This is a genomic window from Microbacterium sp. ZW T6_19, from assembly GCF_044987465.1.
Taxonomy (GTDB): domain Bacteria; phylum Actinomycetota; class Actinomycetes; order Actinomycetales; family Microbacteriaceae; genus Microbacterium; species Microbacterium natoriense_A.
In genome coordinates this window covers 141,884-165,134 of sequence record NZ_JBJDRH010000001.1, presented here as the reverse complement: position 1 = coordinate 165,134, position 23,251 = coordinate 141,884, and the positions used below count along the sequence as shown (strand labels likewise).

The 23,251-nt window shown below is 69.3% G+C and carries 23 protein-coding genes; 7 read left to right on the top strand and 16 right to left on the bottom strand.

Going from position 1 to position 23,251, the window contains the following annotated elements; genetic code table 11:
• Positions 1-31: 31 nt before the first annotated feature.
• The gene (locus tag ACI3KT_RS00605; RefSeq protein ID WP_404901815.1) at positions 32-1,129 is read right to left on the bottom strand and encodes a hypothetical protein; all 1,098 of its coding nucleotides are present in this window, start codon (positions 1,127-1,129) and stop codon (positions 32-34) included.
• A gap of 97 nt (positions 1,130-1,226) precedes the next feature.
• Here ACI3KT_RS00605 and ACI3KT_RS00600 point away from each other — a divergent pair, with 97 nt between their 5' ends.
• Complete coding sequence (locus ACI3KT_RS00600) at positions 1,227-1,571, top strand: hypothetical protein (protein WP_404901813.1); 345 nt, start codon at positions 1,227-1,229, stop codon at positions 1,569-1,571.
• A gap of 43 nt (positions 1,572-1,614) precedes the next feature.
• On the opposite strand, the gene rocD is transcribed toward ACI3KT_RS00600, so the two are convergent.
• The 6 genes from rocD to ACI3KT_RS00570 all read right to left on the bottom strand — a co-directional run bounded on the left by rocD (position 1,615) and on the right by ACI3KT_RS00570 (position 9,182).
• Positions 1,615-2,853 (bottom strand): ornithine--oxo-acid transaminase, encoded by a 1,239-nt coding sequence (rocD, locus tag ACI3KT_RS00595; RefSeq protein WP_404901810.1) that lies wholly within the window; start codon positions 2,851-2,853, stop codon positions 1,615-1,617.
• Complete coding sequence (ddaH, locus tag ACI3KT_RS00590) at positions 2,850-3,722, bottom strand: dimethylargininase (RefSeq protein WP_292907701.1); 873 nt, start codon at positions 3,720-3,722, stop codon at positions 2,850-2,852. Before ddaH ends, rocD begins: the two co-directional genes overlap by 4 nt.
• A gap of 175 nt (positions 3,723-3,897) precedes the next feature.
• Positions 3,898-4,893: an NAD(P)-dependent alcohol dehydrogenase gene (locus tag ACI3KT_RS00585; protein WP_404901809.1), complete on the bottom strand. Its 996-nt coding sequence runs from the start codon at positions 4,891-4,893 to the stop codon at positions 3,898-3,900.
• Positions 4,890-5,111 (bottom strand): helix-turn-helix transcriptional regulator, encoded by a 222-nt coding sequence (locus ACI3KT_RS00580; RefSeq protein WP_292907705.1) that lies wholly within the window; start codon positions 5,109-5,111, stop codon positions 4,890-4,892. Before ACI3KT_RS00580 ends, ACI3KT_RS00585 begins: the two co-directional genes overlap by 4 nt.
• 244 nt (positions 5,112-5,355) lie before the next feature.
• Positions 5,356-5,565: a hypothetical protein gene (locus tag ACI3KT_RS00575; RefSeq protein WP_404901806.1), complete on the bottom strand. Its 210-nt coding sequence runs from the start codon at positions 5,563-5,565 to the stop codon at positions 5,356-5,358.
• A 47-nt stretch (positions 5,566-5,612) separates the two neighbouring features.
• Positions 5,613-9,182: a proline dehydrogenase family protein gene (locus ACI3KT_RS00570; protein WP_404901803.1), complete on the bottom strand. Its 3,570-nt coding sequence runs from the start codon at positions 9,180-9,182 to the stop codon at positions 5,613-5,615.
• A gap of 101 nt (positions 9,183-9,283) precedes the next feature.
• Here ACI3KT_RS00570 and ACI3KT_RS00565 point away from each other — a divergent pair, with 101 nt between their 5' ends.
• Both ACI3KT_RS00565 and ACI3KT_RS00560 read left to right on the top strand, forming a co-directional pair.
• The gene (locus ACI3KT_RS00565; protein ID WP_292907711.1) at positions 9,284-9,949 is read left to right on the top strand and encodes a hypothetical protein; all 666 of its coding nucleotides are present in this window, start codon (positions 9,284-9,286) and stop codon (positions 9,947-9,949) included.
• Positions 9,950-9,957: 8 nt separating this feature from the next.
• Positions 9,958-10,506, top strand: a complete 549-nt coding sequence (locus tag ACI3KT_RS00560; protein ID WP_404901800.1) for a hypothetical protein — start codon at positions 9,958-9,960, stop codon at positions 10,504-10,506.
• 421 nt (positions 10,507-10,927) lie between these two features.
• Here ACI3KT_RS00560 and ACI3KT_RS00555 read toward each other — a convergent pair whose 3' ends face one another.
• Entirely contained in the window at positions 10,928-12,325 is a 1,398-nt protein-coding gene (locus ACI3KT_RS00555) for a hypothetical protein (RefSeq protein WP_404901797.1), read from the bottom strand.
• Between the two features lie 24 nt (positions 12,326-12,349).
• Positions 12,350-12,910: an acyl-CoA thioesterase gene (locus ACI3KT_RS00550; protein WP_292907794.1), complete on the bottom strand. Its 561-nt coding sequence runs from the start codon at positions 12,908-12,910 to the stop codon at positions 12,350-12,352.
• Positions 12,911-13,040: 130 nt separating this feature from the next.
• Here ACI3KT_RS00550 and ACI3KT_RS00545 point away from each other — a divergent pair, with 130 nt between their 5' ends.
• Complete coding sequence (locus tag ACI3KT_RS00545) at positions 13,041-13,547, top strand: GNAT family N-acetyltransferase (protein ID WP_292907717.1); 507 nt, start codon at positions 13,041-13,043, stop codon at positions 13,545-13,547.
• A 129-nt stretch (positions 13,548-13,676) separates the two neighbouring features.
• Here the strand turns inward: ACI3KT_RS00545 and ACI3KT_RS00540 are convergent, their stop codons facing one another.
• The 3 genes from ACI3KT_RS00540 to ACI3KT_RS00530 all read right to left on the bottom strand — a co-directional run bounded on the left by ACI3KT_RS00540 (position 13,677) and on the right by ACI3KT_RS00530 (position 17,181).
• A complete protein-coding gene (locus ACI3KT_RS00540; RefSeq protein WP_404901794.1) occupies positions 13,677-14,906 on the bottom strand; it encodes a cytochrome b/b6 domain-containing protein in 1,230 nt (409 codons plus the stop codon).
• A gap of 524 nt (positions 14,907-15,430) precedes the next feature.
• Positions 15,431-16,402 (bottom strand): electron transfer flavoprotein subunit alpha/FixB family protein, encoded by a 972-nt coding sequence (locus ACI3KT_RS00535; protein WP_404902306.1) that lies wholly within the window; start codon positions 16,400-16,402, stop codon positions 15,431-15,433.
• Positions 16,403-16,404: 2 nt separating this feature from the next.
• Complete coding sequence (locus ACI3KT_RS00530; RefSeq protein WP_404901792.1) at positions 16,405-17,181, bottom strand: electron transfer flavoprotein subunit beta/FixA family protein; 777 nt, start codon at positions 17,179-17,181, stop codon at positions 16,405-16,407.
• A gap of 100 nt (positions 17,182-17,281) precedes the next feature.
• Between ACI3KT_RS00530 and ACI3KT_RS00525 the strand changes: the two genes are divergently transcribed.
• Genes ACI3KT_RS00525 through ACI3KT_RS00515 form a run of 3 tightly spaced genes read left to right on the top strand, consistent with a single transcriptional unit; the run spans position 17,282 to position 18,722 of the window.
• Positions 17,282-17,818, top strand: a complete 537-nt coding sequence (locus ACI3KT_RS00525; RefSeq protein ID WP_292907723.1) for a MarR family winged helix-turn-helix transcriptional regulator — start codon at positions 17,282-17,284, stop codon at positions 17,816-17,818.
• Positions 17,818-18,282, top strand: coding sequence for an SRPBCC family protein (locus ACI3KT_RS00520; RefSeq protein ID WP_404901789.1), 465 nt, complete (start codon positions 17,818-17,820; stop codon positions 18,280-18,282). Before ACI3KT_RS00525 ends, ACI3KT_RS00520 begins: the two co-directional genes overlap by 1 nt.
• Positions 18,279-18,722 carry a YdeI/OmpD-associated family protein gene (locus tag ACI3KT_RS00515; protein ID WP_404901786.1) on the top strand — a complete coding sequence of 148 codons (444 nt, stop codon included), beginning with the start codon at positions 18,279-18,281 and terminating at the stop codon, positions 18,720-18,722. The genes ACI3KT_RS00520 and ACI3KT_RS00515 overlap by 4 nt, the downstream gene beginning before the upstream one ends.
• 1 nt (position 18,723) lies before the next feature.
• Here ACI3KT_RS00515 and ACI3KT_RS00510 read toward each other — a convergent pair whose 3' ends face one another.
• Genes ACI3KT_RS00510 through ACI3KT_RS00495 form a run of 4 tightly spaced genes read right to left on the bottom strand, consistent with a single transcriptional unit; the run spans position 18,724 to position 23,137 of the window.
• On the bottom strand, positions 18,724-19,500 hold the full coding sequence (locus tag ACI3KT_RS00510) for an enoyl-CoA hydratase-related protein (RefSeq protein WP_307299120.1): 777 nt from the start codon (positions 19,498-19,500) through the stop codon (positions 18,724-18,726).
• A 46-nt stretch (positions 19,501-19,546) separates the two neighbouring features.
• Positions 19,547-20,434, bottom strand: a complete 888-nt coding sequence (gene mmsB, locus ACI3KT_RS00505) for a 3-hydroxyisobutyrate dehydrogenase (protein ID WP_292907731.1) — start codon at positions 20,432-20,434, stop codon at positions 19,547-19,549.
• Positions 20,431-21,612, bottom strand: coding sequence for an acyl-CoA dehydrogenase family protein (locus tag ACI3KT_RS00500; protein WP_404901783.1), 1,182 nt, complete (start codon positions 21,610-21,612; stop codon positions 20,431-20,433). The genes mmsB and ACI3KT_RS00500 overlap by 4 nt, the downstream gene beginning before the upstream one ends.
• A gap of 25 nt (positions 21,613-21,637) precedes the next feature.
• Positions 21,638-23,137 carry a CoA-acylating methylmalonate-semialdehyde dehydrogenase gene (locus tag ACI3KT_RS00495; protein ID WP_404901781.1) on the bottom strand — a complete coding sequence of 500 codons (1,500 nt, stop codon included), beginning with the start codon at positions 23,135-23,137 and terminating at the stop codon, positions 21,638-21,640.
• Positions 23,138-23,251 lie beyond the last annotated feature (114 nt).

Here is a 23,251-nt window from a genome sequence, read left to right as displayed (position 1 = left end):
GGCTGGATCGTCGGAAGGTCGTGTCAGCGGCTCACGGTGTGGGCCACTCGTCGTATGCGTAGGTGCGGGCGAACGCGTCGTCGAGACCGTAGCCGAGCTCGTCGGAGATATCCCAGGAATCGCCCCACCACGAGGGAGAGAGCAGCGACACCCTGAGGCCGTTCTCGTTCGAGAAGATCTCGACGACGTTCCCGTGCGGGTCGACGAGGGCGCCCTTCTCATCCTTCATCCACCCCTGTCCGATGAGCTCGCCCTCGATCGCCTCCACGTCGACGGGCCCCTCTGCCAGGGGTTCGTGATGGAAGCGCAGGTCGAAGCCGTAGCTGTCGACCGCTTCGGTGAAGCTCGTGCGTCTGTCGATGCCGCGCTGCGAGATCCCCCAGCCGTCGTCCGCGATCATCCCGCGCACCAGCGAGAGCTGCCCCTGCGCCTGCTCGTGCCGTTCGAGGGCCCGCTCCGCCTGCACGCTCAGGGCGAGCGCCTGCACCTCTGCGACGGTCTCTCCCGCAGCATCGCGCTGCTGGGCGGTTACCGCCCCGCCGAGCCAGATCATCGCCACGAACAGCACCGGGAGCATCACGGCGGCGATCCATGCGATGAGCGTCCCCCGCTTCGATGCGGCAGGCGGAGACGTCTTCGTACGCAGCACGATCGCCAGGACGAGAACGGCGATCCAGCACATGACGGCGATCCCGGAGCCTCCGAGCATCACCGCCTGCAGGAAGCCGCCCGAGATCGGGGCGGGCGAGAGCCCTTGCATGACGGCGGGGATCGGGCTGCCGTCGGTCGCCCCCGGTGGCGTGATCATCGCCGCGACCCAGGCCCACCACTGCACGAACAGCAATGCGGTGATCGAAGCCGGCGTGGTCGTGATCCCCGACTTGCGAAGGAGGAACCGCGGGAGTGATCCGAGCAGACCGAGCACCGGGACCAGGACCGGCGAGATCACCAGGAGCATCAGCAGGGCCCAGCCGCCGTTGCCCACCGTGATGATGGCGACCAGGGGCAGTCCCCAGTTCATCCAGGGCCAGATGCCCCAGGCGAACGAGTGGATGTCGCTGCGGCCGCTCCCGGGCGACCTCCACACGGGCTCGTTCCTGATCTTCAGCAGCCACGTCTGATCTGTCATGACACCCCCGAGCACACACTACCGTCACGGTTCCGATGGCGATCCGAACGGTGTCAACCCCCTCACCCGAGCGGTGCCGGAGGCGTACCGTCGCCGCATGGACGAGAACATGGAACGCACACCGCACCCCGAGGATCCGGCAGAGGGAGCGCCCGATGTCGACGGCGCGACGCATCGCGGCGATCCCGCAGGCATCCCCGAGCACAATTCGGCTCCAGACGGGTATACCGAACAAGACCGCGCCCGAGACGAATCGACCGGTGGGGCAATCCAGGGCGACAGCTCCGACGGCGGAACCGGCGGGGCCGTCCAGGGCGACGCGAACCCCGAGCGCAGGACCTCGCTCGGAGGTGACGCGACCACAGAGGGCCAGCTCGACGCCGACAACGAGGTCGAGGAGGACAGCCTGAAGACGCTCGACCCCGACGATCCGCCGGCCTGAGCCACTCGTCGAGCGGACGGATGAGCCCTGGACGCGCTTGGACTCAGCGCCCCAGCACGAGCCGCAGCTGCTCCACCGCCCAGTCGAGTTCGGTCGCGCGCACCACGATCGGCGGTGCGATGCGGATCGTCTGGCCGTGCGTGTCCTTCACGAGCACTCCGCGCTCGAGCAGCTTCTCGGCGATCTCGCGTCCGGTTCCGAGCGCCGGATCGATGTCGACGCCGGCCCAGAGGCCCGCGATCCGGACCGCGGTGACGCCATGGCCGATCAGCGCGTCCAGCGAGGCCGCGAGGTGCTCGCCGAGCGCGCGGGCGCGCTCCTGGACCTCGCCCGTCTCGAGCATCTCGACCACGCGCAGGCCCACGGCGGCCGCGAGCGGGTTGCCGCCGAACGTGGAGCCGTGCTCGCCGGGCTGGATGACTCCGAGCACATCGCTGTTCCCGACGACCGCCGACACCGGCAGGATGCCTCCGCCGAGGGCCTTGCCCAGCAGGTAGAGATCGGGCACGACGCCTTCCCGATCGCACGCGAAGGTCTCGCCGACACGGCCGAGACCCGACTGGATCTCGTCCGCGATGAACAGCACGTTCTTCTCGTCGCAGATCTCGCGGATGCGGCGCAGGTAGCCATCCGGCGGGATGATCACGCCGCCCTCGCCCTGGATCGGCTCGATCAGCACGGCGGCGGTGTCATCCGTGATCGCGGCGGCGACGGCATCCGCGTCTCCATAGGCGACCACGTCGAAGCCCGGCGTGTACGGTCCGAATCCGTCGCGCGCCTGCTCGTCGTCGCTGAAGCTCACGATCGTGGTGGTGCGGCCGTGGAAATTACCCGCCGCGACGATGATGCGCGCCTGTCCGTCGGCGATTCCCTTGACCCGGTAGCCCCACGCACGGGCCACCTTGATGCCGGTCTCGACGGCTTCGGCCCCCGTGTTCATCGGCAGGACCATGTCTTTGCCGCACAGCGTCGCCAGCGCGGCGGCGAACGGTTCGAGGCGGTCGCTCATGAAGGCACGGCTGGTCAGCGTGACCCGGCCGAGCTGCTCGGTGAGCGCGGCGACGAGGGCCGGATGCCGGTGGCCGAAGTTCACGGCCGAATATGCGGCGAGCAGATCGAGATACCTCTTGCCTTCGACGTCGGTCACCCACGCGCCCTCACCGCGGGCGATCGTGACGGGCAGCGGGTGGTAGTTGTGCGCGACGTGCGGCTCGACCTGGGTCGCGGCGCCCGTCGACGCGCCCTCCACGGACTCGACCACGACCGGCTCGACCGCGGTCATTTCGCACCACGCAGTTCGAGGGTGCAGCACTTGATCCCGCCGCCGCCGAGCAGCAGCTCGGACAGATCGATGAGGATCGGGTTGTAGCCTCGCTCGCGCAGCTGTGCTTCGAACCCCTTCGCTCGCGGCGAGATGATCACGTTGTATCCGTCGCTCGCCGAGTTCAGCCCGAACACCGAGCCGTCCTCGTCCGAGACGAGGATCGCATCGGGGAAGCGCTCCTCGAGGATCGCGCGGCTGGCGTCGTCGAAGGCGCCGGGCAGGTAGGCGATGTTGGCGCGCTCGGGGCCGCCGTTCTCGGCGCCCTGCACCGGGTCGAGCACCGCGATCGCGGTGTCGAGGTGATAGAAACGCGGGTCGACCAGGTTCAGCGACACGACCTCGCGACCGAACACCTCGCCGACCTCGCGGTGGCTGTCTCCGGTGGAGCGGAATCCGGTGCCGGCGAGGACGATGTCGCCGACGAGCAGGAAGTCGCCCTCGCCCTCGTTGACCTCTTCGGGGATGACCGTGTCGTAGCCCGCTGCGCGGAACCACTCCGCGAACGCCGGGGCCTCGCCCTGACGCTCCACGAAACGGAACTTCGGCACGTAGGCGCGGCCGTCGATGAGGAAGCCACCGTTGGCCGTGTAGACCATGTCGGGGTAGCCGGCGAGCGGCTCGATGAGTTCGACCTCGTGGCCGAGCTCGAGGTACAGGTCGTACAGCTTCTGCCACTGCGCGACGGCCTTCGCGGTGTCGGTCGGTTTGGCCGGCTCCATCCACGGGTTGATGGAGTAGTTCACCGTGAAGAACTCCGGCTTGCACATCAGATAGCGGCGGTGATGCGCGGTGCGGGTGGACGTGACGGCAGCCTCGGGCGTCGACATGGTGCTCCTTGAGAGACAGGTGCGGCGGACGCTGTCCAGGGGCCCGGCGGTCCTTCGACCCGTACGACTAGGCCCTTCGACAAGCTCAGGGACCCAGTAGCGAGGAAGATGCGACTCGGGCACGCCAGCGTCCATTCTGTCACCCGCCCCCTGGACGCCGCCAGAGCGCGCGAGTTCAGCCCACCCGCACGATGAGCTTGCCCGCGACATGGCCCTCCTCGATGCGGGCGAGCGCGGCATCCGCCTCACGGAAGGGGTACTCGTGCTCGATGACGGGCGCGAAGCGCCTCGCGGCGAGCAGTTCGAGCATCTTGGTGATCACCTCCGGTCGGTTCGTCGCGGCGAGCGAGCGGATGCCGGGACCTGCACCGACCGACAGGAGTGCCGCTCTCAGCATCCGCGGGATCGGCCCGAGAACGTGCCCGCCGGCGCCGGTCGCGAGAACGATCGTGCCGTCGTCCGTGACGAGCCGCTGCAGATCACGCAGGCCGATGTCGCCCGCGATGTCGATCACGGCGTCGAAATGCCCCCCGGGGATGGCCGAGAGCGGCTCGCGCCGGTGATCGAGCGTGCGCACGGCGCCGAGCCCTTCGACAAGAGCGCGGTTGCGCTCGGCGCAGCTCGCCCACACCTCGGCGCCGCGCAGAGCGGCGAACTGCACCGCGAACGTTCCCACTCCTCCGGAGGCGCCGATGACGAGCACCCGCTCCGCGCGCGAGCGGAGTCCCACTCGGGCGAGATCGAGCGCTTGCCAGGCCGTGCCGCCGGCGATCGGCAGCGTCGCCGCCTCACCTTCATCGATGCCGGGCGGCAGCGGCTGCACACGTGAAGCGGGAACCGCGACGTATTCGCCGAGCCCGCCCCCGCTCTGCAGCTCGCCGACCACGACATCGCCGACCTCGACTCCGATCACGTTCGGGCCCGCCTGCACGACCTCGCCGACCGCATCCATCCCCCGGATCGGGAACTTCGGACGGGTCATGCCGAACATCGGCCGCACGAGCAGGGGGTCGCCTTGCATGAGCCGCACGTCTCCCGCATTCAGCGCGGTGACGCGCATGCGCAGGAGCACCTCGCCCGTCCGCGGTACCGGGATCGGCACCTGGTCGAGCGCCACGTCCGCGGCGCGGCCGTACGCCTCGTTCCGCCACGCCTTCATCGATTCCGTCATCTCGACACCTCCGGGTACTGGAACAGGTCGTCGATCCCGACCCCGAACGCCCGCGCGATCTGGAAGGCCAGTTCGAGTGTGGGCGAGTACCGCTGCTGTTCGATGGCGATCAGGGTCTGCCTGGTCACCCCGATCGTGCGGGCGAGCTCGGCCTGGGTGAGACCGGCAGCCTCACGGTGGGAGCGGATGCTGTTCGAGACGAGCGTCGGCTTGACCATCACACGAGACCCCGACGATACGCGATCACGCGGGCGACGAGTCCCGTCCACGCATTGCGCTCCTCGTAGACCATGACACACCCCTGTCAAACATTATTGACACGAGAGTACGCCCCGACATCCGTGCATGTAAAGAATTCTTTACACTCAAGTTGACCGGCCACCTCGAGTGGCGGCTCTCGACGGAAAGCGAGCCGAGTTCCGGCAACAGACGCCACCCGAACGCGTGTGCGGGGCGTGTTTCTCAGCGCGGACCAGGCGTCTCGGGCGCCGCACGGTTCGGCAGCGCAGGCCACACGACCAGCAGGAAGGCGGAGATCGGCCCGAGGAACATCGTGAGCAGGAACCAGACCCACCCCGAACGATTCCGGCTTCGCGCGAAACCGGCGGCGAGCAGCGCCACGGTGAGCCACATGGCGGAGACGGTTGTCGAGAGTGCAGCGACGTCAGACATGCGCTCGAGCCTATGTTCGAACGCTCGCCCGCCCCGCGGCGACGCGCTCAGATGACCTCGCTGCTCCAGTCGTCGGGAACGCCGCCGCGGTGCGCGGTGATCGAGATCGACTGCTCCCGCACGAAGCACAGCAGCTCGATGCGGCCCGCGGAGGTGACCTCTCCATCGTGGACCGATATGTCCGCACCCACCCCCAGCGTCTCGATCAACGTCGCACGCAGTCCCGCCACCGCATCCGCACCGCCCACCAGGCGCACGCGACCGGCGCTCGGCTGGCCGGCGAGCTCGCCGTCGCCCTCCGAGGCCCCGAATCGCAGTCCGCGCTGGAGCCATTCCGCGTCGCTCTCGAGATAGACCGTGGCCCGCAGCTCCGCGAGCGCGTGCCGCACTCCGGCCGGAAGGCCCTCGGCGAGCGACAGCACGAACGGCGACCCGGCGCGCACCGCCGCGATCGCGACGCGCAGGAGATCCTGCAGCCGCGCGTCCGCTGCCACCCGCACCTCGACCGGCACCGGCCGATACCGCAGCAGATTGCGCTCGACGCCGAGCTTCGACACGTCGCGCACCTGCCCGAACTCGCGATCCCAGGCCAGAGCGTCCGAGAGCGCAGCCCTTCGCAGCCACTCGAACTCTTCGTAGCCGAGAGACGGCTGCGCCGCTTCGATCAGAGCCGTGATGCGCGAGTCGAGGCCGCGCAGATGCAGGGTGCTCGACAGCGTGGTCGACCGCTGCGCATGCCACGATCCGAACCCGATCAGACGGTTCGGTCCCCCGCTCTTCGCACCCGGGCCTGTCGACGATCGCGCCCAGCCGCCGTCGGGCTGCCGCTGCACCTTCGTGCCGACGGTGCAGCGATTGACGAACAGGCTGCCCGCCTCGACCGCATCGAGCCACGTCGCGAGCTGCTCGGGGTCGCGCGTGTGCAGGCCCGCCGCGATGCCCACGGCGACTTCATCGTGCAGCTCGATGGCCTTCTCGAGCGTGGGCGCATGCATGATGCCGACGACGGGGACGGCATGGTCCTCGGCGAGGAACCGCGAACCAGGGCGCACTCCGATGCGGATGCCGGGACTCCAGAGCCGACCGGACGGATCGGCTGTCTCGAGCCGAGGCTGCACGAGCCACTGCTCATCGTCGTCGAGCTCGGTGAGTGCCCGCTCCGCCGCACCCTGCGGCTTCTCGATCATCGGGCCGACCTGAGTACGCGGGTCGTCCGGCTGGCCGACGCGTAGAGACCTGGTGGCATCGGCCAGCTGCCTCGCGAACCTCTTCGAGCGTCCGGCCGATCCGACGAGGATCACGACCTTCACCGCTCCGCTCGCCTGGCCGGCGCGCGCGAAAGCGCTGCGCACGACGTCCGAGGCCGCCAGGTCGAGATCCGCCGAGGCGGTCACGATCATGGCGCCCGCCCCCTCGGCCTCGGCGAGAACCGGAAGCCCAGGGCGCCAGGTTCGCACGCGATCGACGACTTCTCGCGAACCGTGCAGCACGACAAGATCCACCGCCTCGTGCGCGACCAGATCTTGGTGGAGTCCACCGTCGGCGATGACCAGGGCGTCGCGCGGCACGCCCACCTGCCACAGCGTTTCGGCGACCGCCTCTGCCGAGCGACGTGCGCGCGGATCGGCCGCCAGGACGACGGTCGAGCCCGCGGCGAGAGCGGCGAGCACGCCGTCGGCGGGTTCGGCGAGGGGTGCACGCCACGACGACGCGACGACGACCACGTCTGACGGCACGAAGGCGGCGCCCGAGATGGCATCCAGCTCCCGAGCGGTCGCCGCGTAGTAGCGGGCACAGTCGACGGCTCTGCTCACGTCGGCGTCGGCGTCGGCGAAGAGCAGGCCTGTCTCGGATGCCGCGACCTCGATCAGGGACCCGCGGCCCCCGTCGAGAGCCGCAGCGGCTCTGAGCAGGATCTCTGCCCGCTCGGATGCCGGTCGGGATGCCCATCCGGCGTGCCCGTCGCGCGCACGACCGAGGAGGGCGTCGACGTCCGCTGTCGACTGCGGCGCTGGGGTTGCGTCCGCCGACGCCGCAGTGATCCGCGGGAAGATCCCTTGCGCCCACTCGCGGTTGGCCGGCAGCGCGGGATCGCTGTCAGGGGTGTTCTCGAACCCCGGTGCGCCCCCGGCGCCGGCCTCGATCTCGAGCGCCGAGTACACGGCCGTCTCGAAGAACGACTCGTCGTCGGAGCCTCTGATGATGCCGAGCACAGCCTGGGTCAGCTGCTCTTCGGGCCGTGGCGTCTGCACGACTGGGCGTACGGATTCGTGCACGGGCGCCAGCCGATCCTGCGTGCGGCGGGCGCCGATGCGCAGCGACGGCTCGCTCGAGCGCCGCATAGCAGCGCGCAGGACGTCGGCCGCGGCATCCGATGGCGCTTCCTCGTCGAGCAGGCGGAGGATGCTTCCGATCGCGACGTCGAAATCGGCGGGCGCGACCACAGCCACCCGCCTCATCACGTTCCCGGTCTCGCGCGCGAGCGCCCGGATCCGTCCCGCCTGATATCCGTGCACCATGTCGAACTGCACGGCTGCGGTCACATCGCGATCCTGCGCGAGCAGCCAGGCATAGGCGGCGACACCGAGGTCGTCACCGCTGACACCGATCCGCACCGCCGCCGTGTGCTCGGGGCGCAGTGCCCAGTCCAGACAGCGGAGCCGGTTGGCGTCGGCGTCGAGCGGCGAGTCGTAGGACGCGGGGATCCATCCGTGCAGGGCGGAGTCGGCCCGCTCGAGGGCGAGGTTCGCGCCCTTCGTCAGGCGCACCGTGATCGGCGCCCCTCCGTGTGCGACGCGGTCCTGCGCCCATGCAGTGAGTTCCTGCAGTGCCGGCAGCGCATCGGGGAGCGATGAGGGCAGGGCGATCCCGGCGGCGAGACCGGTCAGCCGCGGGTCCTCCAGAAGACGCGTGAACACCGCGATCGTCAGGTCGAGCTCCCGGTGCTCCTGCACCTCGAGGGTGATCGCCGTGTTCCCGGCGGATGCGGCCTCGTACAGCGGCAGGAGCCGATCGGCGGATTGCGCGACGAGCGCGTCGAACGCCCACTCCGACGCCTGTCCGATCACCGCCGACACCGAGAGCGAGACGTGCTCGACGTCATCGCGGAGGATCAGATCGCGGACGCCCTCGAGCCGCCGCGTCGCCTCGGCGTCGCCGAGAACCTTCGCACCGAGCAGGCTGAGGTTCAGGCTCACGCCGGGGGCCGCGAGCCGCTCGAGCTCGGCTCCGAGTTTCGCCGGACGGCCGTCGGCGACGAGGGGGCGGAGCACCTCTCGCAGCATCCGTCGAGCGATCGGCACGATCGGAGCCGGGAGGATGGGAGCAGCACCGCCACCCCATCGCACAGCTCCGCGCACGTACCACGGCAGCGCGGAGGGCACGACCGGCGCCGAACGCCGCAGCTGGACCGCCGCAGCCGCCAGACTCTCGGGTCGCATCACGCCGTCGGCGATGTCGAGGGCGAACCGCCGGCCGCTCGGATCGTGCAGCAGCTCAGCGAGCCGGGTCTCTTCTGCTTTCGTCTCCGCGCTCGCCGCTTCTGCTGCCCACCGCTCGGCGAGCTGCACCGCCCGCTCGACGAGCGGAGCGAGTGCGGAGGGCGACGGCTCTGACATGGTTTCAGCCTAGGTGCGTCGGACGCCTTTGACCGGGAGCGTCGCACGCGTCGAGTGCACGCTCCCTGGAGCGTCGCGGAGCGCCGCTCTAAGCTGTGAACGTGGGGGAGATCGACGCATCCGACGACGCCGCCGCGCCTGCCGGCGCGGCCGTTCGACGGCGGCTGTCCCGCGGCTGGATCATCACGATCGCAACAACCGCCGTTCTCGGCCTCTGCGTCGGCGTCATCGCGGCGACCGGCGGCTTCCGTTCGGTGGCCGGTACCGGCCCTGCCGCCTATCGCCTCGGTGACGAGATCTCCAGCGCGGAGGCGACCCTGGTCGTCGAACGCGTGGCCGTCATGGACGAGCTGTGGGGATATGGATCCTCGCCTGATGACACGAAGGGCGAGAGGGTGCTCGCCGTGCTGGTCGACGTGACCAACCTCGACGACGAGCCGCGTCTCGCCTCCAGCAGCGGCAGTCTCGCCGACATCCGCCTCCAGCATCGCCCCGACGACCGCCCGACCGTGTCTATCTACGCGGACGACGATTTCAGCGTCGTCACCCTGCAGCCGGACGTGCCTGCACGCGTGCTGCTGACCTGGGTGGTGGAGGAGGACGAGATCGTCGACGGCGACCCCGTGCGGCTCGTGATCCCCGACGCCGAGAAGAACGACAGCACGATCTTCAGCGGGGAGACCCTCTGGAACCCTCTCGACCCAGCCGGTGTCGTCTCCGTCCGTCCGGAAGATCTCGGTCCCGGCAGCGAGGACGGACGACTGTGAAGACCGCCATGACATGGCTGCTCGCGATCGCCCTGCTCGGCGGCGCGTGGGCGGTGACTCTTCTCGCACCTTCGGACGATGCCGGGCGCGACGCCTTCGTCACCGAGGTGGCCCCCGGCGAGCGCGGTGTCGGGCGCAACATCGCCGCCACCGTCACCGACGTGAGGGCGGCGAGCAGCATCACCGCGGAGAGCGGATGGCACGCGGAGGGCGACTGGCTGGTCGTGGATCTGACGGCCGAGGCCACGGCGAGCCAGTCCTCCGGCATCCTCGGCGCCGCCACGCTGCGCATCGGCGACCGCACCTTCAGCGCGACCGAACGCGGCCCCGATGAGATGACCCTCTACCGCACGCAGCTCGTTCCGGGTGTGCCCCAGCACGGGAGCCTGCTGTTCGAGCTGCCCGACACGGCACTGCACGGCATCGGCGTCCTGCGACTGTCGACGGGATACGGAGACCCGTGGGGAGACTCCGTCCTCGAGATCCCGATCGACCTCGACGCTGTGGAGCATGCGGGAGCGGTCACCGTGGACGACAAGGGTTGGGCGAAGCCGTGAGCCGCCGCCGGTGGCCTCGCAACGCGGCAGCTCTCGTCGCGCTCGCCGTGCTCGTTCCCGCCTCGGCCGCCGCGATCGGCTGGCGGGAATGGGTCGGCGCGTACGACACCAGCGGCCAGCACGTGTACGCGGTGCTGCCCGCGGGCGACGAAGACACGGTCGATCTGGATGACACGACCTGGGGCCCGGTGCGCGCGGGAGTGTTCACCGCGGCCGACGGCCTTCCCGTTCCCGATGGAGCCAAGGTGATCGCGGTCAAGATCACGGTCGACAATCACGACCTCGACGAACCGTCGGGATGCGGTTCGCCGGTGCTGGTCGAGCAGAGCAGCGGTCGTCAATGGAGCGAGATGTCGCTCGCTCTCGACCTCCCCTACGACCCCGACTCGCCGACGCTGTGCTCGACCGACACCTCCGCCGATTACGGGGTGTCGGGGCCGTACGAGATGCTCGTGCAGTTCATCGTCCCCGAGGATGCCGAGGGACCGTTCTGGTTCGACGTCGCCCCGTACGACACCGAACCCTCGTTCGCACGGTTCTCGATCGCGCCCTGATCGATCGCACCCTGATCCATCGCTCCCTGATCGCGCGGGACCATCTCGACGAATCCGGCATCCACCGCGACCGAACGGAGGGCCGTGTCGTACGCCCCCGCGATCAGGCTCACCCTGAGCGGCTCGACGAGGAGGACCGTGATGAGGGCGATCACGACAGAGGTCGCCTCCCAGAACACTCCCTCGTGCGGGCCGAGCAGGCGCACCAGGCCGAATCCGATCACCGGTTCGAGAGCTTTCACCACGGCGTACAGCAGCAGATACGAGGCGATCAGCAGGGGGCCCGACCGCCACAGCAGTGCGAGGGTCCGCCCGATCGCCTGCAGCTGCGAGGTCAGCTCTCCGGTCAATCCGGCGACACGCGTGCGGAGCACCTCGGGCACGCGGCCGGTCCGGGCCGCCACGCGCTGGAGCAGTCGGTTCTCGACGCGCAACCTCTCGGCGGCGACGGCCTGACCGTAGATCACGCCCGCGACCACCAGCCAGGCGATCGGTTCGATGATGATGCGTCCCGCGTCGGCGATCACGAGCTCGACACCGCTGACGACCCAGTCGAGAGGGACGAGCTGGTCGGCGATCCACGCCCGAAGATCGGTCAGCCAGGCGGTCGCCGCGCGAGTCTCGATCCATGCGACCGCGCCGTCGAGGACCTGCCCGAACAACAGCAGCGAGAAGAAGACCCACACCACTTCGAGATACAGCGCGAGCAGCGCCAGCATCCGTGGCAGCCGATCTCCCCACCGCTTCCACGCCCATCTGCCCGCGACGGCGAGCACGATGATGAGGATCGTCCAGACGTTGAACGTGAGGTTGAGCACCGCCTCGTTGCTCCCTGGCTCTTCCGGCTGGCCGACCCGCGAGAGGATCTGCGCCGTGCTCACCTCCAGCGCGCGCTGCGCATACTCGATCACATCGCCCTGAAGCTCCCTCTGCGCGGTGTACACGGCGAAGAAGGGAAGCACGCTCGCGAGAAGCGCGGCGACGAAGTCCTGCCGTCGCTCCCTGGCCGTGGCCGGGAGCGGGGCGATGGCCTGAAGACTGCGCAGACCGTCGCGGATCACGAGGAACATGCCGACAAAGCCGATCAGGCGTGCGAGCACGGCGAGCGGCAGGATCAGCAGACCGCCCGTGGCCGTGTAGCCGCCGACGAAGCCGGCCAGCTCGATGAGCAGGTGCCGCACCAGCATCCCGCCGAGCAACCACGCGAGAAGGGCCGGCCAGTGCCTCCACAGCACACGGCCGGTCGACCTCAGGATCTCCCGCACGCCCCCAAACTACTACCGGGCCGGTCAGCTCCAGACGCTGGGCGCACTCTTTCGCACGGGTGGAAGAGTGGACGCCGCGGCCCACTCGTGCACCCACTCGTCGATCTCGGGCACGCCGTCGGGACGCCCGACCGCGGCGAACAGCTCTTCATTGCTGACCGTGCCGCCGGTGCGGCGCAGCATCCGCGCCCTCACGATGGCCCGCGCGTAGATCTCGCCGTCGACGACCGCACGATGCTCCATGAACACGGCCTTGTCGTCGTGTCCGATGAACCTCGACTGCACCTCGAACCGCTGCCACAGCTGCAGCGACTTGCGGAACGTGATGGTCTCGCTCGAGACGACGGCGTACCAGCCGCGCTCCTTCATCGCATCGAACAGACCCGTGCGGATGAGCTGGTCCCATCGGCCGAGGTCGAACAGCGACAGATAGCGGCCGTTGTTCATGTGGCGCAGGATGTCGATGTCGGTGGGCAGGGTGGTCAGCCGGATGGTGCCGACCGCGGCCGGTTCGAGGGTCTTTCCCCGGCGGACGCGGCGTCGAGCGCCGAGGATCACGAGCAGGGTGCGCCAGATCACATTCACGAGCACTGATCGTAGCCTCACGCTCACGAAACGCGAACATCGTTGTGTGCATCCTCCATCCCGGCAGAACGGGTCGTGCACGGCATCCGCTCGATTTCCTCTTCGCGCGAGCCGCGCGTAGAGTCGCGGCATGAGCGCCGAAGCCCACTCTCAGATCACCGTCCGCCCGGTCCGCGACGTGGATGCGGAAGCCCTAGGTCGCGTGCATGCGCAGTGCTGGCACGAGACCTACGATCACCTGATCAGCAAGGCGGCACTCGAGAAGATCTCGCCGCGTCGCATGGCCGAGCTGTGGACGCACTGGGCCTCCCAGGGCGAGGAGTTCAAGATGAGCGCCGCGCTGGTCGACGGCGAGATCGTCGGCTTCGTCGGCTCGGGCCCCGCCCGCGACAAGGACGCCCCCGCGTTCCGCGAGCTCTACTTCATCTACCTGCTCGACGCGTACCACGGTACGGGTATCGGCCAGAAGCTCTTCGACGCCGCCGTCGAGAAGGACGAGCCTCTCTACCTCTGGGTCGCCGAGGACAACCCTCGCGCGCACCGGTTCTACACGCGCAACGGCTTCTCGCTCGACGGCGCCAGCCACACCGAGCCCTTCCTCGGCGAGACGCTGACCGAGGTGCGCTTCACCCGCTGAGCTGTTCCGGCGCGCGCCGCCCTCCGCGGTGCCGAGACCCCCGCCTGTTGCCGAGACCCCCACGTATCGACGTGAATACGTGGGGGTCTCGGCGCTATGTGGGGGTCTCGGTGAGGGACGGTGAACGCGTCAGCGCCCGGAGACCGTGCCGAACACCTTGGCGATCGGGGCGATCACCAGCGGTCGGGCGGCGGCCCAGCCGGCGGCGATGGCCACGAGCGCGGCGATGAACACCCAGAATCCGGTCCAGCTCACGGCGTCGGACGACGCGAACATGTGGTTCAGGTTCGCGAGGAACCCGGTGAGGAACACGAGCGCGACGTGCGCGATGATGAACAGCACGAAGTAGAGCATGACCGGGAAGTGCACCCTGCGCGCCCACTCGATCGGATAGGCCTTCGACAGCTTCTCGGCCTTCTTCGGCCACAGCCCCGACATCCGGAACCCCGTGACGGCGGCGAGAGGCGCGGCGAGGAACACCGTGACGAAGTAGGCGAGCTGCTGAAGGCTGTTGTAGTTGTTCCAGCCGTTCTCGGTCGGCCAGTCGAACGAGATGTACTGCAGCGCCGCCGACAGCGCGTTGGGCAGCACCTCCCAGCTGGTCGGCACGATCCGCACCCAGTGCCCGGTGACGAACAGCAGCACGAGGAAGATCACGCCGTTCGTCAGCCACAGGATGTCGAGAGCCTGGTGGAACCAGATCGTCAGGCTCACCTTGCCCTTGGGGTTGTTCTTCGGAGTCCAGAAGGCGGTCGGCCGTTTCTCCCGCCGGATCGTGAGTCCCGAGCGGATGATCAGCACCATCAGGAACATGTTGAAGAAGTGCTGCCAGCCGATCCACGGCGCGAAACCGGGCTCTACGGCGATCGAGGGCTCGTAGTGGCCGGGGAACGCGGCGAGGAAGTCCTGCAGGGCGCCGAGGCTGAGCAGCGTTCGCGCGAACGCGACGGCCGCCGCGGCCAGCACGCCGAGACCTGCAGCAGCGAAGAGGACGGCGATCGCCTGCGGCCAGGTCGGGCGCGGACGAGCGGATGCCGGCGCCTCGGGGATGTGCCGGGGAGCCCGTCCGTCCCACACCGTGCGCCGGAATGGGATCGGACCGAGTTCGGCCGCGGGGAGGATGGCGGCAGATGCCGGGGGCAGGACTGCCGTGGCCGACGAGGTCGCGACAGCTGCTGTGACCGCGGTGCCTGCGGCCGATGCCGCCGATACGAGCCCCTCGTCGCCCTTGTCTTCGACGGCCGGAGTCGAGATGCGTGTGACGACGCCTGCGGGCGGCCACCGATCTCCCCCGGCCGTTCGCGGCAGGCCGCGGCGGAGCCGAGTGCCCTCTGCGGGTTCCACTTCGATGGCCGACACGCCACTTCGGGGGACCGATTCGCGATTCCGTCCGATATCTGGCGCGTCGTCCCCCGATGTGGCCGGGGCGGAGACAAACGTGGCACGATCCGTCGCCATCGGCGCTTCGCGCTGGACCGCGGCCGGCGCAGCGGCGCCGGCGGTCGGGGCAGTCTCCGCGGGGGGCCAGGGCTCGCCGCCGGGAGTGCGAGGGAGTCCGCGGCGGAGGGTCGTCGAATGCGGGAACGAACCGACCGGGACCGCTTCATCGAGGGCGGCTTGCGACGTTTCGTCTCGCTCCGCTCGCTCAACGACCGGCGAGGAGAAATCCACTCGCTCGGCGACCGGGGACGCATCCGCTCGCTCAACGACCGGGGGCAAGGAATCGACCGGGGAGGGCGCATCCGCTCGCTCGATGACGGCAGGCGCGCCCGTCGTGCCGGTGACATCCTCGCCCGGCACGTCGACGACCGCCTCGGCCGGAGGCCAGGGCTCGCCGCCGGGCACGCGCGGCAGCCCGCGCCTGAGCATCCGCGTGGCCATGCCTACTTCTTCCGCGCCTCGAGTGCGGCGATGATCTGCGGGACGACCGTGAACAGATCGCCGACGATGCCGAAGTCGGCGACGTCGAAGATCGGCGCGTCGGCGTCCTTGTTGATCGCGACGATCGTCTTCGAAGTCTGCATGCCCGCACGGTGCTGGATCGCGCCCGAGATGCCGAGAGCGACGTACAGCTGCGGAGACACCGAGACGCCGGTCTGCCCGACCTGGTGCGACTGCGGGATGTATCCCGCATCGACCGCGGCGCGAGAGGCGCCGACCGCGGCGCCGAGCGCATCGGCGAGCTCCTCGACGAGCACGAACTTCTCCTTCGAGGCCAGCCCGCGTCCACCCGACACGACCGTGGTCGCTCCGCGCAGATCGGGGCGCGACGACGCCTGCTCGACGGCTTCGATGGCGCCGGCGGTCGCTGCGACCGCATCGGATGCCGCGACCACGAGATCTTCGACGGCGGGAGCCGCCACAGCCTCTGCTCGAGCGTCGACGGCTCCCTGCCTGACCGTGATGACCGGGGCTCCGAACGTCGGCGCCGAGTCCGTGAGATAGGCCCCGCCGTAGACGGAGTGGTGCGCGACGATGCCCTCGTCGTCGCGTGAGACGCCGACGGCGTCGACCAGGAGCGCGAGCTTCGCGCGCACGGCGAAGCGGCCGGCGACGTCACGGCCGACGATCGAGTTCGACAGGAGCACGGCGTCCGGCTGCACCCGCTCGAACGCCGACTGCAGCGCGTCGACGATCGGCACCGTGAGCGCGGCGTCGTCGCCCGCAGCGGTCAGCACGACCTGCGCACCTGCGGCCGCCGCGGCATCCGTCGCCGCCGGCGTTCCGCCGACGATGAGCGCGACGGGTGTTCCGATGGTCGATGCGGCGCCGATCAGGCCGGCGGTGCTCGATGCCGCCTCACCGGACGGGGTGACGTCGACGACGACGAGGATCGGGTTCTCGGGATAGCTCATCATCACACCAGCCTGTTCTGCACGAGGTACTCCACCAGCTTGTCTGCGGCGTCGCCCTCATCGACGATCTTCACGCCGGCCGCGCGCGGCGGCTTCTCCGCCACAGCGGTCATGATCGCCCGGGGTGCGAGCGACGGATCGACTGAGACGTCGAGGTCTGCGAGAGAGAGCACCTCGAGCGGCTTCTTCTTCGCCGCCATGATGCCCTTGAAGTTCGGGAACCGCGCGTCCGGCAGGGCCTCTGTGATCGAGATGACTGCGGGCAGGGACGCCGAGACCTCCTGCGAACCGGCATCCGCACCTCGCGTGCCCTTCACGCCGTCGGCGCTGATCTCCACCGTCGTGAGCGCGGTCGCCTGCGCCCATCCCAGGTGCTCGGCGAGCATCGCGGGGAGCACGCCTCCGGAGCCGTCGGTCGACAGGTTGCCCGTGATCACCAGGTCGGGCTCGCCGCGTCGGACGGCCGCTGCCAGCACCTCGGCGGTGAGGGTCAGATCCGCGCCGGCGAGCTGCTCGTCGGCGATGTGGACGGCGGATCCCGCCCCGATCGCGAGAGCCCGGCGCAGGGATGCGGTCGAGCCGGCGGGCGCCATCGAGAGCGCCACGACCTCGGTGCCCTCATTCTTGTCGGCATGGCTCAAGGCCACCTCGAGGGCGCGCTCGGTGATCTCGTCGAGCACCACGTCGCCGGCTGCCCGATCGGCCAGCCCTGTCTCGAGATTCAGCTTGCGATCGCCATAGGTGTCCGGCACCTCTTTGACCAGGACGAAGATCTTCATCGATTGCTCCTCACGACTGCATCGATTCTAGTCCCTTGAAACTCAGTGTCATTCGGAATGCAACTGAGACTCAAGGCATCCGATGCCCTAGCGTAGAACCGTGGTCCAGCCCCGCCCCTTGCCCGTGGATCCGCTCGCCGAGGCGAAGCGGCAATGGGTCGCGCACGGATGGACGGATGCCGCCGACGGCATGACCGTCGTGACCTCGGTGATGCGCGCACAGCAGCTGCTTCTCGCAAGGGTCGACGCCACCCTGAAGCCCTTCGCGCTGAGCTTCGCCCGCTACGAGGTGCTGCGCCTGCTGGCTTTCAGCCGGTCAGGGCGCCTGCCGCTGTCGAGCGTGGTGGCGCGCCTGCAGGTGCATGCGACGACGATCACCAGCACCGCCGAGCGGCTGGTGCGCGACGGTCTCGTGATCCGCGAGCCGCACCCGCACGACGGCCGGGCCGCGCTGCTGTCCCTCACCCCCGCTGGCCGCGAGCTCGTCGATCGAGCCACGACCGCACTCAACGCCGAGGTGTTCGCGGATCCGGGCATCAGCACGGAGGACGCCGCCGAACTCGTCGCGATCGTCGCGCGCATGCGCAAGGCCGCGGGCGACTTCGCGGATCCGCGCCCGCAACCCGAACCGCTCTGATGGCCGAGTTCGTTCTCGAGACCGTGATCGCGGCGGCGCCCGAGGCAGTGTTCGCCGCATCCCTCGACCCGGCCCTTCATGTGCGCTCCATGGCACAGTACGGCGAGACGATGGTCGAGGCGCCGGCCGGCGGCGCCTTCGCCGAAGGATCGACCGTGACCTGGCGCGCGAAGCACTTCGGCATCCCGTTCCGGCTGCGCTCCGTCGTCTTCGACATCCATCCGCCGCACCGGTTCTGCGACCGCCAGCTGTCGGGACCGTTCGGGGCGTTCCTGCACGAGCACGTGTTCGAGGAGCATCCGCGGGGCACGCTGATGCGCGACACGATCACGTTCCGCTCACCCGCGGGCCCCATCGGCCGCCTCGTCGATCGGCTGTTCATGCGCGAGTACATGCGGCGCCTGATCGCCGAGCGCAACGAGACGCTGGCGGCGGAGATCGAGGGGCGTAGCCTGTCGGCATGACCGAACTCCGGCTTCACACCGTTCTCTGGGGATCCGGGCCTGCGGCCGCGATCGTGCTCACCGACGAGCAGGTCGAGTCCTTCGGGGCCGGCAAGGCGTTCCCCGTGTCCGTGACCATCGGCGACCGCACCGCCCGATTGCGTCTCTCCCGCATGGGCGGCAAGAACCTGATCGGCTTCAGCAAGGCGGTGCGCACCGAACTCGGGGTCGAGCCCGACCAGGAGGTCGACGCCGTGATCACGGTCGATACCGGCGAACGCACGGTCGACGTCCCGTCGGCGCTGGCGGAGGCCCTCGACGCCGACCCCGCGCTGCGCGCGGCGTTCGACGCCCTGTCGTACACGAACCGCAAGGAGCACGCGCGAGCGGTCGCCGAGGCCAAGCAGGAGGCGACCCGAGAGCGCCGCCTCGCCAAGATCGTCGAGGCGCTGCGCGGCTGAATCAGCGGTTCTGGAAGTCGGGGGAACGCTTCTCCCGGAACGCGGCCATGCCCTCCTTCTGGTCGGCCGTGTCGAACAGCGCGGCGAACGCCTGCTTCTCGTGGGCCAGACCTTCGGCGAGGGTGGTCTCCATGGCCGCGTCGAGCGCGGCCTTGGCCGCGTACACCGACGGCAGCGACTTCGACGCGATCGTCACGGCCAGCTTCTCGGCCTCGGCGAGGAGATCGGATGCCGGCACGACGCGCGACACGAGGCCTGAGCGCTCCGCCTCCTCGGCGCCCATGAAGCGGCCGGAGAGCACGAGCTCGGCCGCCTTGTAGTAGCCGACTGCGCGGATGAGTCGCTGCGTGCCGCCCATGCCGGGAATGACACCGAGGTTGATCTCGGGCTGCCCGAACTTCGCGGTGTCGGCGGCGAGGATGATGTCGCACATCATCGCCAGCTCGCAGCCGCCGCCGAGCGCGAAGCCCGAGACCGCGGCGATCACCGGGGTGTGCACTGCGGCGAAGTCGCGCCAGATGCCGAAGTGATCGGTCGCGATCATCTCGGCGGCCGACATCGTCTCCATCTCCTTGATGTCGGCTCCGGCTGCGAACGCCTTCTCCGACCCGGTCACGACGATCGCGCCCACACCGTCGTCGGCGTCGAAGGCGACGGCCGCCGCGGTGACCTCTTCGGCCACGCGCCCGTTCAGCGCGTTCAACGCCTCGGGGCGGTTCAGGGTGATCCATCCCACGCGCCCGCGCTGCTCGACCAGGATCGTCTCGTACTCGGTCATCGTGAAGGCCCTCTCCGTTGTGGTCTTCCCAGTATGTCCCGCGCCCTCAGACCAGATCCTCGCGGATGTCGGTGATGATGCCCGAGAAGTCTCGGGTCGCGCCGGGCCCCTCGGCGTACGCCGCGTAGAGCTCCTGCGCGAGTCGCCCCATCCTGGCATCCGTCGAGGTCTGCTCGATCGCCTGCAGCGCGAGGCCGAGGTCCTTCGCCATCAGGGCGCCGGCGAAGCCCGGCTGGTAGTCGCGATTGGCGGGACTGGTCGGCACAGGCCCCGGAACCGGGCAGTTGGTCGTGATCGACCAGCACTGGCCGGATGCCTGCGACACCACATCGAACAGTGCCTGATGCTCGAGACCCAGCCGCTCCCCCAGCACGAAAGCCTCAGCGACCGCGATCTGCGAGACTGCGAGGATCATGTTGTTGCACACCTTGGCGGCCTGACCGAGCCCCGGGCCGCCGCAGTGCACGATGCGCTTTCCCATCGCCTCGAGCAGCGGCAGCGCCGCGGCAAAGTCCTCATCCGTGCCGCCGACCATGAACGCGAGAGTGCCGTTCTCCGCTCCCACCACACCGCCCGAGACGGGCGCGTCGATGTTGCGGTGCCCGGCGGCGACCGCGAGCTCGTGGGCGGTGCGCGCCTCGTCGACGGCGATCGTGGAGGATTCGATGAACAGCGTGCCGGGCTCGGCCGCGGCCAGCAGACCGTCCTGGTATGCGGAGATCACGTGCCTGCCGGCGGGGAACATCGTGATCACGACCTCGGCGCCGGAGACCGCGTCGATTCCGAATTCGGTCACCGGCACGCCCGCTGCCTTGGCCGCCTCCACCGCGGCGTCCATGAGGTCGAATCCACGCACCTCATGCCCCGCGGCGATGAGGTTCTTCGCCATCGGCAGCCCCATGTGACCGAGGCCCAGGAACGCGACCCTGCTCATGATGAGGCCCGCATCGAAGCAGAGCCGGCAGGGCGCAGCATCTCTCGTCCGACGATGAGTCGCATGATCTCGTTCGTCCCTTCCAGGATCTGATGCACGCGCAGATCACGCACGACCCGCTCGATCCCGTAGTCCTGAAGGTACCCGTAGCCGCCGTGCAGCTGAAGGGCCTTGTTGGCCACGTCGAACCCGGCGTCCGTGGCGAAGCGCTTGGCCATCGCGCAGCGCATGGTCGCGTCGGGGGCCTTCTCGTCGACGGCCTGCGCGCCGTCGCGCACCATCAGCCTTGCCGCCTGCAGGTCGGTGCGCATGTCGGCGATCGCGAACATGATCGACTGCTTCTCGGCCAGCGGCTCGCCGAATGCGACGCGCTCGTGCACGTACTGCACTGCACGATCGAGCGCCCACTGCGCTCCGCCGATCGAGCAGGCGGCGATGTTGAGGCGTCCGCCGTTGAGCGCCGACATCGCGATCGCGAAGCCCTTGCCCTCGTCTCCGAGCATGGCGGATGCCGGTACGCGCACGCCGTCGAAGATGACCTGGCGAGTGGGCTGGGCGTGCCAGCCCATCTTCTTCTCGGGAGCGCCGAAGCCGAGGTTCTCCGAGTCGCCCGGCACGAGGAAGGCGCTGATGCCACGCGCACCTGCCTCTCCCGTGCGGGCCATGACGACGTAGACGGCGGCCTCGCCTGCCCCCGAGATGAACTGCTTCATGCCGGTGAGCACGTAGTGGTCGCCGTCGCGAACCGCGCTGGTGGAGATGTTGGCGGCATCCGACCCCGCGCCGGGCTCGGTGAGGCAGTACCCGCCGAACTCCTCCATCGCGGTCAGCTTCGGCAGCCATTCGCCGCGCTGTCTGTCATCGCCGTAGGTGTCGATCATCCAGACGACCATGTTGTGGATCGAGATGTAGGCGGCGACGGCGGTGTCTCCCTTGGCCAGCTCCTCGAAGATGGCGACGGTGTCGGCGCGGCTCAGCCCGCTGCCGCCGAAGTCCTCGCGCACGTAGATGCCGCCGAGGCCGAGCTCGCCCGCTCGGTTCAGCGATTCCCGCGGGAAGAGATGGTTCTCGTCGCGCTCCGCAGCGTAGGGCGCGAGCTCGGTGTCGGCGAAGTCGCGGACGGCCTCGAGGATCGCCTCGCGTTCCTCGGCGGTGGTGGTGACGGTGGTCATTGTCATCGTGGTTCCTTGTGGGCGAGCAGGATCAGTGCATGGTGGGGATGACGAAGCTGGCGCCGTCGCGGATGCCCGACGGCCAGCGGCTGGTCACGGTCTTGGTCTTCGTGTAGAAGCGGAAGGCGTCGGCGCCGTGCTGGTTGAGGTCGCCGAAACCCGATCTCTTCCAGCCCCCGAAGGTGAAGTACGCGATCGGCACCGGGATCGGCACGTTGACGCCGACCATCCCGACCTCGACGCGGGCGGCGAAGTCGCGGGCCGCATCGCCGTCGCGCGTGAAGATCGCGACGCCGTTGCCGTACTCGTGCTCGTTCGCCATCCGCAGCGCCTGCTCGTAGTCGGCGGCGCGAGCGATCACGAGCACCGGGCCGAAGATCTCCTCACGGTAGATCGCCATGTCTGTGGTGACGTGATCGAACAGCGTCGGGCCGAGGTAGAAGCCCTCCTCGTGTCCGGGCACCGTGAAACCACGTCCGTCGGCGAGCAGTGTCGCTCCCTCGTCGATGCCCTGCTGGATGTAACCCTCCACCCGCTCGACAGCGGCGCGGGTGACGAGCGGTCCGTAGTCGACGTCTGCGGCGAGCGACGGCCCGACGCGCAGCCGCGCGACTCGCTCCACCAGCTTGGCGGCGAGAGCATCCGCCGTCTCCTGCCCCACGGGCACCGCGACGGAGATCGCCATGCAGCGCTCCCCCGCCGAGCCGTACCCGGCGCCGATCAGCGCATCTACGGCTTGGTCCAGATCGGCATCCGGCATCACGATCATGTGGTTCTTCGCACCGCCGAAGCACTGGGCGCGCTTTCCGTGGGCCGCCGCGGTGGAGTAGATGTACTCGGCGATCGGCGTGGACCCGACGAAGCCGACGGCGCGGATGCGGTCGTCGGTCAGCAGCGCGTCGACGGCTTCCTTGTCGCCGTGCACGACGTTGAGGACACCCGCGGGCAACCCCGCCTCGAGGAAGAGCTCGGCGAGACGCACCGGCACCGAAGGGTCGCGTTCGCTCGGCTTCAGGACCACCGCGTTGCCCGCGGCGAGCGCCGGGCCGGCCTTCCACAGCGGGATCATGGCCGGGAAGTTGAACGGGGTGATCGCCGCGACCACTCCGAGAGGCTGCCGCATGGAGTACACATCGATGCCGGCGCCCGCGCCGGTGGAGTACTCGCCCTTGAGCAGGTGCGGGGCGCCGGCGGCGAACTCGATGACCTCGAGGCCGCGCTGGATGTCGCCCTTCGCGTCATCGACCGTCTTGCCGTGCTCGCTCGCGAGCATCTCGGCGAGCGTCTGCATCTCGCGCTGGACCAGATCGAGGAAGCGCAGCAGCACACGGGCGCGCTTCTGCGGGTTCGTCGCCGCCCAGCCGACCTGCGCCGCCTCGGCGTTGTCGATCGCTTCGCGGACCTCGCCTGTAGAGGCCAGTGGTACGCGTGCCTGCACGGCGCCGTTGCTGGGGTCGAAGACGTCCGCGAAGCGTCCTTCTTCGGGCGTGAGAAGCGATCCGCCCACGAAATGCGGAATTGTGCGAGTCATTGTGTGACATCCCTTCATGCCGTCGTTGGCACAATGCGATGCTACTCCGAGGGCCGAACATTTACTAGGACGTCCTTGTATACCGGAATGATCATGGAGGCGAACCGCGTCCAT

Bases quoted from the DNA above. Each gene is read 5' to 3' on its own strand.
- ACI3KT_RS00500 (WP_404901783.1), bottom strand. From the start codon at position 21,612: ATGACAATGACCACCGTCACCACCACCGCCGAGGAACGCGAGGCGATC.
- ACI3KT_RS00520 (WP_404901789.1), top strand. From the start codon at position 17,818: ATGGCCGAGTTCGTTCTCGAGACCGTGATCGCGGCGGCGCCCGAGGCA.
- ACI3KT_RS00560 (WP_404901800.1), top strand. From the start codon at position 9,958: ATGACATGGCTGCTCGCGATCGCCCTGCTCGGCGGCGCGTGGGCGGTG.
- ACI3KT_RS00510 (WP_307299120.1), bottom strand. From the start codon at position 19,500: ATGACCGAGTACGAGACGATCCTGGTCGAGCAGCGCGGGCGCGTGGGA.
- ACI3KT_RS00535 (WP_404902306.1), bottom strand. From the start codon at position 16,402: ATGAGCTATCCCGAGAACCCGATCCTCGTCGTCGTCGACGTCACCCCG.
- ACI3KT_RS00575 (WP_404901806.1), bottom strand. From the start codon at position 5,565: ATGTCTGACGTCGCTGCACTCTCGACAACCGTCTCCGCCATGTGGCTC.
- mmsB (WP_292907731.1), bottom strand. From the start codon at position 20,434: ATGAGCAGGGTCGCGTTCCTGGGCCTCGGTCACATGGGGCTGCCGATG.
- ACI3KT_RS00605 (WP_404901815.1), bottom strand. From the start codon at position 1,129: ATGACAGATCAGACGTGGCTGCTGAAGATCAGGAACGAGCCCGTGTGG.
- ACI3KT_RS00570 (WP_404901803.1), bottom strand. From the start codon at position 9,182: ATGTCAGAGCCGTCGCCCTCCGCACTCGCTCCGCTCGTCGAGCGGGCG.
- ACI3KT_RS00515 (WP_404901786.1), top strand. From the start codon at position 18,279: ATGACCGAACTCCGGCTTCACACCGTTCTCTGGGGATCCGGGCCTGCG.
- ACI3KT_RS00495 (WP_404901781.1), bottom strand. From the start codon at position 23,137: ATGACTCGCACAATTCCGCATTTCGTGGGCGGATCGCTTCTCACGCCC.
- ddaH (WP_292907701.1), bottom strand. From the start codon at position 3,722: ATGTCGACGCCCGAGGCTGCCGTCACGTCCACCCGCACCGCGCATCAC.
- ACI3KT_RS00545 (WP_292907717.1), top strand. From the start codon at position 13,041: ATGAGCGCCGAAGCCCACTCTCAGATCACCGTCCGCCCGGTCCGCGAC.
- ACI3KT_RS00530 (WP_404901792.1), bottom strand. From the start codon at position 17,181: ATGAAGATCTTCGTCCTGGTCAAAGAGGTGCCGGACACCTATGGCGAT.
- ACI3KT_RS00585 (WP_404901809.1), bottom strand. From the start codon at position 4,893: ATGACGGAATCGATGAAGGCGTGGCGGAACGAGGCGTACGGCCGCGCC.
- ACI3KT_RS00600 (WP_404901813.1), top strand. From the start codon at position 1,227: ATGGACGAGAACATGGAACGCACACCGCACCCCGAGGATCCGGCAGAG.
- rocD (WP_404901810.1), bottom strand. From the start codon at position 2,853: ATGACCGCGGTCGAGCCGGTCGTGGTCGAGTCCGTGGAGGGCGCGTCG.
- ACI3KT_RS00580 (WP_292907705.1), bottom strand. From the start codon at position 5,111: ATGGTCAAGCCGACGCTCGTCTCGAACAGCATCCGCTCCCACCGTGAG.